Below are 436 nucleotides of genomic sequence, written 5' to 3'. Positions count from 1 at the left end.
CAACGCAGGATGACAGTGTATTGCACTGCCGGGTTTCCCCATTCGGAAATCTCCGGATCAAAGGCTGTTTGCGCCTCCCCGAAGCTTATCGCAGCTTGCCACGTCCTTCGTCGGCTCCTGATGCCAAGGCATTCCCCTTGCGCTCTTATTAGCTTGACCTCGTCGGGACAAGCTCCATATCACTCGCTTCCACCTTGCGGCGAAAGCTCGCTCATTCCGCTGCCCCTCCTCTCCGTCACAAACCCGCTTGCGCTGGGCTTTGTGCCGGGTTTTTTAGGGCTTCGTTTGAAGCTCTTCCCTGGTCCAAAGAAAACATAGTTCTCTTTTTAAGAATCATGCAGGCTTCAGAGTTATTTTTTTGGCTAATTGTTATTACCCATTTGACAGAAATGACTTTTGCCATTCTGATTAAAAATCTACTCTGTTGCTTGCTCTT

The 436-nt window shown here is 49.5% G+C and carries 1 protein-coding gene and 1 rRNA gene; both read right to left on the bottom strand.

The window, feature by feature from the left end; genetic code table 11:
• Positions 1 to 159, bottom strand: a 23S ribosomal RNA gene (locus tag H9X86_RS12210); the annotation flags it as partial.
• A 76-nt stretch (positions 160 to 235) separates the two neighbouring features.
• Positions 236 to 436 (bottom strand): hypothetical protein (locus tag H9X86_RS12205; protein ID WP_204901759.1); only part of this gene is annotated, 201 nt, incomplete at its 5' end.

Source organism: Pseudoflavonifractor capillosus, assembly GCF_016902575.1.
Lineage (GTDB): Bacteria > Bacillota > Clostridia > Oscillospirales > Oscillospiraceae > Enterenecus > Enterenecus capillosus_A.
The sequence above is the reverse complement of the archived record's forward strand: the minus strand, read 5'-3'. Positions and strand labels throughout refer to the sequence as shown.